The sequence below is a fragment of the Pelomonas dachongensis genome (genome assembly GCF_043555865.1).
In the GTDB taxonomy this organism is placed as follows: domain Bacteria; phylum Pseudomonadota; class Gammaproteobacteria; order Burkholderiales; family Burkholderiaceae_C; genus Pelomonas; species Pelomonas dachongensis.
Genome location: NZ_JBIGHY010000024.1, coordinates 1 through 8,866 on the forward strand (window position 1 = coordinate 1; position 8,866 = coordinate 8,866).

The 8,866-nt window shown below is 59.0% G+C and carries 5 protein-coding genes; all 5 read right to left on the minus strand.

What is annotated here, in order from left to right:
• Nucleotides 1-338 precede the first annotated feature (338 nt).
• The 5 genes from ACG02S_RS25985 to ACG02S_RS26005 all read right to left on the minus strand — a co-directional run bounded on the left by ACG02S_RS25985 (nucleotide 339) and on the right by ACG02S_RS26005 (nucleotide 8,590).
• On the minus strand, nucleotides 339-1,751 hold the full coding sequence (locus tag ACG02S_RS25985; RefSeq protein ID WP_394473407.1) for a hypothetical protein: 1,413 nt from the start codon (nucleotides 1,749-1,751) through the stop codon (nucleotides 339-341).
• Nucleotides 1,744-3,267, minus strand: a complete 1,524-nt coding sequence (locus ACG02S_RS25990; RefSeq protein WP_394473408.1) for a CHAT domain-containing protein — start codon at nucleotides 3,265-3,267, stop codon at nucleotides 1,744-1,746. Before ACG02S_RS25990 ends, ACG02S_RS25985 begins: the two co-directional genes overlap by 8 nt.
• 3 nt (nucleotides 3,268-3,270) lie before the next feature.
• Nucleotides 3,271-4,725 carry a hypothetical protein gene (locus ACG02S_RS25995; protein ID WP_394473409.1) on the minus strand — a complete coding sequence of 485 codons (1,455 nt, stop codon included), beginning with the start codon at nucleotides 4,723-4,725 and terminating at the stop codon, nucleotides 3,271-3,273.
• Between the two features lie 18 nt (nucleotides 4,726-4,743).
• The gene (locus ACG02S_RS26000; protein ID WP_394473410.1) at nucleotides 4,744-6,126 is read right to left on the minus strand and encodes a hypothetical protein; all 1,383 of its coding nucleotides are present in this window, start codon (nucleotides 6,124-6,126) and stop codon (nucleotides 4,744-4,746) included.
• Between the two features lie 466 nt (nucleotides 6,127-6,592).
• Nucleotides 6,593-8,590, minus strand: a complete 1,998-nt coding sequence (locus ACG02S_RS26005) for a S8 family serine peptidase (RefSeq protein ID WP_394473411.1) — start codon at nucleotides 8,588-8,590, stop codon at nucleotides 6,593-6,595.
• Nucleotides 8,591-8,866 lie beyond the last annotated feature (276 nt).

Sequence of the window (8,866 nt, forward strand, 5' to 3'; positions counted from 1 at the left end):
CCTGACGGCGTTGCTCAAACGGCTGGACAAGGCCGTCGCTCGCTACTACTCGGACACCGTGGTCACTGACGAAACCGAAGCACAAGGCTGACCGTCGTCAGTCAAGATGGCGCGGCCAGACGCTCACGACAGGCTTGACGACGAGTGAGTTCATGATTTGCCTCCCTGGTATTGGGCCATCCTATGACCGGCCCAATGCACGTGGGCTGCCGGCGTCATCACACTTGACTAGGTGGAAACCAGAGGCGGCGAAGGCCTTGGGACTCGGAGAGTTCGATGGACCGTTGGCAGCACCGCTGAACGAGTCGATTCCGTTGGCAAGGTCGGCGCGCTTGATGTCAGTTCGACGGCAAGGGCAGCCGAACGGTCGGATCTCCTAGCAGAACCATCGCGAGGCGGTCTAGCGCGATAAACCTCGCGTCGAACGCGCGCGATAGGCCTTTCTTACCTAGGTTTGCCAGTGCGTCGAGGTCTTGCGAGTATTGGAGAAGCAGGCCAGCCACACCCTGGTAATACGTCTTCATGGCGTAGCCAATTGGGGGGCGCTTTGCCAAGTGGAGTTTGTTGTAGAGCGCTCCGACAATGTCATGAGCGGTGACCTGGCCAGTACTCGGCCAACGAAGCGTACGGTCAAAAGTTGGCTCAACGTGGCCAACGAATGCGCCAATGGGGCGCTTCGCTCCAAGAAGAGCTCGGGGGAGTGGGGCCGTGAGCGCTCCGATGTTTGCGATGTCCTTGAGTACCACGTCGAGAGTAGACCCCGCCTCGAAAATGCCGTCAAAGGCGGAACGGTCGTTGCACCCGGCAGAGCAGCACGCATGGGAATACCAAATGGAACCAGCGGGAGGCGCAAGCGCATACGCGGAAGGATTGGCCAGAACAGCGCCCTGTTGGTCCACCAGGCCGCCCAACTGCTTCGCCATCTCGGCAGCGTTCTCCAGAGGTGACGTCGATCCGTGACTGGACGTCACTACGAACGCTGGCCTGCGCTCGCCTAGGGCATCGGCAAGAGCTTTGACTGAGGCAGAGCCATCAGTGAGATAGCCGCTGCCGCTGATGTCAAACTCTTTGTCGACCCTGAAGCAGTCGACGATCCGGTCCGTAATGGTCTTGCGCATCAGCCTGGTGATGTCCGGATGACCTTTGTCTACCGTCCACACCACGGGTGTGGCCACGTTCCTGTCGGAGCCACCCCAATCGGAGAGGAGCGCACTGACGTAGTTTTCCAGGCCGGTGGCGTCCAGGTCCAGGCGCCCTACAAAAGCGTTGGTTTGAAGCTGGTACTGCACGCCCCACGGAATCTCTTTTGGAGACCCCACGATGAGCAAGTACCACGGCACTGCGATCGGCCCGATCCCTCGTGCGCCGTCGAACGAAAGATCGCTCTCCTTGCCATCAGGAAGGATGCGCCTCAGAACCCCGGATCCCAAACTCGGAACGTAGCGAAATATGGGTGCGTTATCGCGAGCAGCAATCAGTTGACGAATTGGCTCCGGAGCGTCTGCGCCGATAGCCAGATCGTCTCGCGACCAGCCGTCCCGGAATGGAAGCACTACGCCCCAGCCAACCCTCCCGTCTCTCCAGTTGGTGTAGTCAATCTCTTCAGCGGCGAGCGGCCTCGACGGGAACTCTGTGTCGCGCTTCGCACCCCACTTGGCAGCGGAGTCAGCAACCTTTCCTACCGCTGCTTCGCCGTGCCAGGCGTTGGATAGCACCTCCTCTGGCCACACCTCCTCGATGTGGTCACCCATTCGCGGGCGCCTCGTCTAGGACCGGCCAATATTCAGCCGGAACGTCGGCCAGAACGTTTTGGATGACGGCCGCCTGCTCCTCACGCGTTTGTACTCCACCTGCGGAGGTCAGCCATTCGGCAACGATCCTCGACTTGAGGAGGTAGGTACGCTCCTCATCCTTCAACACATCTGCCGAGGGTGCTGGAGCTGCTACTGGTCCTGGATCCTTGGCAATAGGACCCGCTGCTGGCGCTCCAGCTGCCGGTGCTGCCGGACCGAGCTCAGCGCCAAGACCCAGGTGGGGGGCAGGCACTGGACCTGCCGGTGCACGGAGGACAAACGGCTCGATTCCACGAACGTAAAGGGCTGGCAACGACCACTCGCGATTGGTGTCCTCGGTTCCATTGCCGTGGAGATCTCGAATGGCAATACGCGCTTCGGCCATCGCGGCTCCCCACTCGATGACTGCTTCGCCATGAGCGTTGATATCCGCCTTTGCTTTAGAGAACAGCGTAAACAGTGCTCCGTAGAAGGCCGAAGTAAATTCGTATGCATCCTCGGCGTCCACCGGTTCCAGCATCGCAACTGCTGACGGGAAGCCTGCGGAGGTCGCACTATGCGCAAGAGAGTTGAGGCTGCCCGCCGCCTTGCCGCCATTGCAGCTGTTGATGACCAAAAGCCATGGGTTTGTGAGTCTCGTCGCGAGTTGCTCAAGGTTCTTACGCATCAGGTTTAGTGACCCTCGCGTGGCATCCGGATCCGCGTAGTCCCCACCATGGGCCAACTCCAAGGATTGAGCGGAAATATCCGATCGCCCATGGCAGAAGAAGTGCAGTACGTGTGGATTGAAGTCCTCCGTCGCTTTGGCTAGTCGAGCGGGCGTCGTGTCGAGCATCGACACATTCACTTCGCGCAGACCATCCGCATCAATTTGAGATTGGATGCGATCGCGAAGATCCGCGTCCCCGACCTTAACTTGGACTTCCAGCGGGAGGCCGAGTTTCCTGGCTGACGCCAGGTTTCCGACGAACGCCGTCCACTCCCGAAGCTGGTCTGCTATCGCGTAAGCCGAGATCACGAGCATCACCCTGATCGGCAGCTCGAACCTCCCCGGCGGGCGGTACAAACTGCTCGAAGGATCGGCCATCCGTCCAACTGGCCAACGGCTGTCAAGCGCGACGAAACTTCCTTCGTTCCCGCCCCACAAAGTTTCCCATTCGATCAGCTCGGCACTCGACTGGTTCAGAACTACATAGATCGGCTTGACATCGGGTAGCTGCGTGCCGTCGAGGAACTTCAGCACTTCAGCAATGGCAGGGTGCTGATTGAGCGAATCCCGCAAATGCTGGCCTCGCGCCTTTACCGCGGAAGCTGTACCGTAGTTAGGAAGATGAGCGGTTCCAAAGTTGAAGTCGAGGCTCCTGCCAGAGTCGGCAACTTGCACAGGAGATCGCAAGACCTTGATGATGAGCTTGTCGGCCTGTGTGACCGGGTCGCGCTCTCCATACGTGTCGACAGATAAGACTGTCCTCATCGCTTAGAGCCCCCCCTTTGCGTTGAGCGAGGCAACGGCCGAGCGCAGTTTGTTCACCGTTTCGAACACTGTGTCGACTACGCTAGTTGTCGAATCTGAACTGACGACTTCGTCACGTGCCAACTTCTGATATCTCAGCTCGACCTGCTCCGCAAAGCGCTCTGTCGCAGCAATGTTCAAAGGAACGTCTTCGGCCGTTTGGTACAGCGGCTCATAGAAGGATTCGGAGCTAACTAAGTTCGCCACGCGCTCCTGCTCTGAGTTCCTGGCCAAGGACTTCCTTGTGAAGTCCACAGAAGTGGTCTCCTCAGTGACGTCACTCAGATAGGTAGGTAGCGCTGCGAGTGCCGGCTGGCAGTAGATAAAGAGCCCCGGAGACTGCGGAGGCGTTGGCACGTACGCGGAGAACAGAAACCTGTAAGCCTCTGCGAGGGTGTTCAACCCCGTGCTGCCCTGTTTGCACATCATCATGGGCCCGGGTCGAGTCTGCGCGATCTCATCCGCCAACGCTCTCAGACCGAGCGGAGAAACGTTGTCTTCCAGAGAGGTGAAAACAGTCGACCAGGCGCCGAGCTGAGTTAAGAAGTTCGTCACCTCGTCAGCGTTTACCGGCGTGGCCCTCTTCGATAGGCCGCCCTCGAGGGGGTACTTGGAGAACTGAAGACCGCCCCGTCTGTCCGAAAGGTAGCCATGACAGATGAAATGAACGACGTCGACGCTTTTCCCTTTCAAGCTCAGCTTGATCCAGTCGAGCCACGAAGTCTTTAGGCTTAGATCGTCTTCCGCGTAGGACAGTTCATCAAGCTGGACCGGCAGAACACTGGGAACCGGTGAGTAGAACTGGATCGAGAAGCTGGGTCGGGGAGCTGCGTAGAGTGCATGCTCCACCATCGCCCTGGTCGGATGGTCGACAAAGATGTGAGCGGTCACGCGGTCGCGCTCAATCTCGTAGGTGGCGTAGATGGCTTCGGCAATGGCCCGCTGAACGTGATGCTCCTCCCAGGACGCGGGCGCGCTACAGCAGATAACAATGTCGATTGAGCGCGCTGCTTCTCGGGGCTGCCGGAACAGGAAATCGGGCAGCATCAAGATGGGGCGTCCCAAGGCGTGTCCGAGCTGCTCTTCCCAAGCTACGAACCGAAGCAAACCGTAGGGGCTGACGAGGTGAACCCACAGCGGCTGCCCGTAGTCGCACTCCGCGTTCATCCATGACGCTAGCTCCTCCAGCATGTCCTGAGGAAGTTGGAAGAATGATTGCGGCGATGTCGATCTGTCGGCCACCCTTGGATCTGCTTTGCAGATGCTTTCGGCTGGGTAGACCTTCGCAGGCCCTTCGGTGAAGATCCCATGTGGGCTGTACTGAACCTTGAAGGAAACCTCCTCGTCACCAGACTTGAGACGGCGAAGTTGAACCTTCAAGACGACGATGTCGTATTTGCGTTTAAGCAGCTCTGCCATGACCTTTGCCTTGAAAGGCTATGCAGACGTTGCTGCCGTATACGCAAGCCACCAGGTCGCCTGATTGCTGATGTCACCGTGGCCACCGATCCTGCCTGTGCCATTGACCGCAAGGAGCGTTCCGCCCTTTGGCAACGTGTACGGTTGCCCTTCGTCATGAATGGTGACGTTGTCGGACGCGGTGCCCTGAGGGCCGTAACCACCAAGCGCGCAGTACTTGCTGGGAGCCAGTCCTGCTGCCTTGGGGTCCTCGCCAAGGTCGCCTTCGCGACGCAACGCGAGATGAAACAGCTTGGTTAGCGGCCAGTCGTTGTCGCTGAAGGTGCAGATGACGGGAGCAGTCACACGCCCCAGGGTGTGCTGGAGTCCGCCCCTCATGTTCTGCATGGTCTTGATGTCAGTCGCAAACGCGTACTGGGATATCGCTGGTTGGAAAAGAACGGCAGATTGAACCGCTCGGGTACCGCTTGGCACAGAAGCCAAGGCGGTCATGACCACCTTGCAGCCGTAGGAGTGACCGAGCAGGTGAACCCGTGACTGCGTACGGGATAGAAGTCCGCGCAAAAGCTCTCGGACTCCATTGCGACCGACCTTTCCAGCCCGGTCTTTCATCTGCCACACGGTAAAGGGCTTGAGGATGTTCCGCGGGTCCAAGGCGCTGAAAAGACCACCGAGGCTGATCGCGGCCTGCGGAGCAACAGAGCCGCCTTGTTGAACACCGACTGTGTCGTAGTCCGGCTCCGCCGTTGGCGAGCTTGCGGTGATTTCGGCCGCCGCTGACAACAGATCCATTGCCGTCGGTGCTGCCAATGCGGGTGGTTGATCACCAGCCTGTTGGTCCGCTTTTGTGCTGATGTCGTCCTCTCCGCCATCGGAAATTGAGGCCAACATCTCGGCAAGCTCCTTCGCCTCATCGGCGCTCAAGGTCTGCTGCTGGGCAAGAGAGAAGAACCGAGCGCGCTGAGCGACGCTGATGTGCGTACCGATGTCTTGGAGCACACCCCAATCCCGCTCTGTGCTTGCCGCGGGTGCCGGAACGTCGCTGGCCATCTGCGGCCCGGTCTCACTTTCGAACCATTCGAGCGCCTGGCTCGGCCAAAAGATCCCCACGAGCAATGGCCGAAAGGTGCTCGGGACCTGTAGCTTCAGGCTCTTTCGCATCTCCTGGAAGCCGCGGATGAAGTCGTCATAGCGCTTTGTGGCTGCGGTCCAGTCGTTGTTCCAGCCGTGCGAGAAAACGAAGATGTCGGAGTAGCCCGCAGAGTGATCGAGTAGATGCTTCAGGGTTTGCGGACCGGCGCAGACGCCATCTTCATCAAAAGGTATGACGTAGTAGGGGAAGTCAACCCCTTCGACCGTAGTGAGGTGCTTGTACGGTCCAGCCGGAATCAAAGTTGGCATTTACCCCTCCCAGGGCTTGATAGTGCCGGACGGCCCAACGGCTCTTTTCCACGGCGCTGAGGCGAGCGAAAGCCGCTTGCCAGACCGGCAAAATCTATTTCAGGGAGGAGGGGACGTCAATCGAAGGCACCCTATAGGTGCCTAGATCGCGTATTGAGGAACCGGATAAACCTCGACGAGGTCAATCAATCTGCTTAGGTCGCGGTCACGAGGTGAGACGCTCGAAGACATCCCTCTAGGACCAGGCGCTGAGACACCAAACGTGCGTCGAAAGTCTTCCTCGCTCACTTCGACGTCGAGAGTGTCGTGACCCACGAAGAAGACTACGAAGCCTTCCCGCTCAAGCAGGCTCTTAGCCTCGTCGACAGCCGAGCACTCGTCCTGATTTGAACCAGTTGCTCTCGAACCAATCCTGATGGTGGCAACGACTTGCACTACAGCTCCTGTGGGCGTACCCCGTGTGTAGTCACGGGCCGGATAGTAACTTGAGGGCCTCAGCCGCTTGCACCAGTAGACAAGGGGGATGTGCCAAATTTGTTGCTGATCCGCCTCGGTTTGTAACGTTCAGGCTCGTTGAAGCGAGCATATTCTTGACGACAGGGGTGGAAATCGAAACTGAAACGCTTGATTTCCTTGCTTTTTCTATCAGTAATGCAGCAACGCCGGCAACCAAGCTGGTCGCGCCGCTGGTGCCGCTGCCGCCCCACCATCCGTCGGCAATGCCAAGGCCATCGCCGTGAGGAGGTTTGGTGCTTCCAAACTTCCTGTCCATGATCGAACCGGCAGGACAGGGCATCGCGAAGTAGACGCCTCGAGGTTTGTCGCCGCAGGGGCCGCACACGTCTGGCACCGGTCGCGGATTGCCCTTACTGCCGGGGTGCACGTATCGGCTTGCAATTGGACTTGCGAGTAGCTGATTGTGGTTGTCCTGATAGACGCCTCCGACGGAGATGACGTCCTCTAGGTAGCCAGGGAAGCAGTCGGGCTGCCCGTTTCCGGCCGCCGCCAGGACGACCTTTCCAGCTGCGGTGATCTCCCGGATACGCTGCGCAACGCTTAGGTACGGGCCGTATGGCAGGTAGAAACTGCAGACCACAACATCAGCATCTGAGTCTCTGACAACGCTCAACGCTACGTTCGCTGAGAAGGACGCTGGAACAGAAAGAATTTCCGCCCCAGGTGCACAGGTCAGCACGTTCCAAGCCATTGCTGTGCCGTGTCCTTCAAAGTCGGGTCTCTTTGGATAGTTCGCAGGCATCGGCAGATCCGAGATCTTGGCGCCGGTTGCAAGCAGCGCGGGGTGGTGCGCAAAGACGCCGGAATCAACCACAGCGACCTTCACGCCAGCGCCCGTGTACTTGGCATCAGGCGTGCCCGGAGGCGGGCAATCCAACATCTGCCTCAGGCCATTTTGGTCAAGAGAGTGGTGGCTTCGGTCAATCTGGGGCGGCGTAGAGCTGATGGGAACCGCTGCCAGCGTCCTAGCGGGTGGATAGAACACGACATGGTCAGCCCATTCGCTCAACTCGCCTTGCAGTTCAACGACGTGGCCAGCTGCCGGTGCCACGTAGATGTCAGGCGCTTCGACGCGATCGTCGCGAGGTTCCTCCGGTTCATCGCCACTCGCGCAGAGCACCATGAGCTTCAGCCCGGACTTGATGGCAGATTCCAGTACATGAAAGGCTCCGAACGCAACTACTTCCGACTTGCTTTCGAAGGCGATCTCAATACCGTGCTTCTGCAGAGCCTGCGTCAGCCCCCTTGCCGCATTGGGCGCCGGCAAGAGCTTTTCAGGCGGTACTCCGGCAAGACTCTCCAGCGACTCCACCTTCAGCCCGGAGACAGTCCTGCAGATAAAAGTAGCGACGGTTTGCTGTTCAAGCTTTCGCACAGCCTCGCATAGGTCCTTCCGGCTTAGCACGAACTCCCGGGCCAAGGGGCTCATGCGATCGATCAGCTTTGGTTCGACCGAAGGCTCTACTGCTTCAGATGTGAGCACCCGCCCATCGATCTTGCGGCTGAGCAACTCGAGCAGGCCCCGACGCGTCTGTGGGTCTTCCAGCCGTTCGTCTTTGAGAGCAGTCATCAACCAGCGCGCTGCAGCGCGCCGCGGCTCTCCGCGCTCAGCTTCATGAATCGCAGCAAGCCTAAAGATGACCTCTTTAACGATGACGTCGTAGCCGCGCATTACGAAGGCCTTGCCTTCGACCAAGTTTCCGGCGAACTCGCTTGCACGGCGCGCGATGTACTTTTGCCTGCGTCGAGCCTGCTCTTGCTGCTTGCGGTACCTGCTGGACGGGTCGTTGGCGCGTTTCGTCGTGAGTGCGAACACTGACAGCTCGTCGACGATGGTCCTCTCGCTTATCGATGCAAGGGGTGCCGACTTCAAGAAACGTGCGGCTGGAAGCGCAGCGGCTTTGCTCGTTATGGGTTGCACGCCGCGGCGGCGGTCGGTGACCTTCATCTCATCCCCTGAATTTATTGACGGATGCCTGAGAACGGCAAATTCCGAAAACTTGTTTCACGAAGGTATGTCACCTCCAGCTGCTGAGGCCATCCGCAGCAACCCCATCTGACGGAATCAAAGGGCAGCTCCGCGCAGCGCGTGGCTACCTGTCAAGACCCGCCTGTTTGTATACAGCGCGCTTGAACAAATGGGGCTTGGCGACCTGCCAAGCTTGAAGGGCTTGCACGGGTGAGCGGTGGTCGAGCGAGCGTTGCGGGATGTGGTGGTTGTAGG

Coding starts and splice junctions, on each gene's coding strand:
- ACG02S_RS26005 (WP_394473411.1), bottom strand. CDS start 8,590: ATGAAGGTCACCGACCGCCGCCGCGGCGTGCAACCCATAACGAGCAAA.
- ACG02S_RS25995 (WP_394473409.1), bottom strand. CDS start 4,725: ATGGCAGAGCTGCTTAAACGCAAATACGACATCGTCGTCTTGAAGGTT.
- ACG02S_RS25985 (WP_394473407.1), bottom strand. CDS start 1,751: ATGGGTGACCACATCGAGGAGGTGTGGCCAGAGGAGGTGCTATCCAAC.
- ACG02S_RS25990 (WP_394473408.1), bottom strand. CDS start 3,267: ATGAGGACAGTCTTATCTGTCGACACGTATGGAGAGCGCGACCCGGTC.
- ACG02S_RS26000 (WP_394473410.1), bottom strand. CDS start 6,126: ATGCCAACTTTGATTCCGGCTGGACCGTACAAGCACCTCACTACGGTC.